The organism is Mesorhizobium sp. M7A.F.Ca.MR.362.00.0.0, assembly GCF_004023175.1.
GTDB lineage: Bacteria > Pseudomonadota > Alphaproteobacteria > Rhizobiales > Rhizobiaceae > Mesorhizobium.
In genome coordinates this window covers 1-215 of the sequence record NZ_RZTF01000633.1, presented here as the reverse complement: position 1 = coordinate 215, position 215 = coordinate 1, and the positions used below count along the sequence as shown (strand labels likewise).

The window sequence follows — 215 nt, the reverse complement described above, 5'->3', positions numbered from 1 at the left end:
GCCCAAGCGCCACCGAGACCGAGTGCAGCGACTGGACACCGAAGAAACCGGGAATGCCGAGGCCGAGCGGCCAGACCAGCGGAAAGGCGATCCAGCGCACGATGGAGCCGATCGCCGCCATCACCATGATCGACACGACGGAGAACCGGTCAAAAAAGCGGGTGAACATCATGAACATGCAGACTTCCGACACCACGCCCCAAGCCCATAAGCTG

1 protein-coding gene is annotated in these 215 nt (G+C 61.9%); it reads right to left on the bottom strand.

All coding sequences use genetic code 11. The features are described from left to right. Positions 1-215, bottom strand: a 215-nt coding sequence (locus EOC06_RS44475) for an MFS transporter (RefSeq protein ID WP_368773617.1), incomplete at both ends; no start/stop codon positions are given.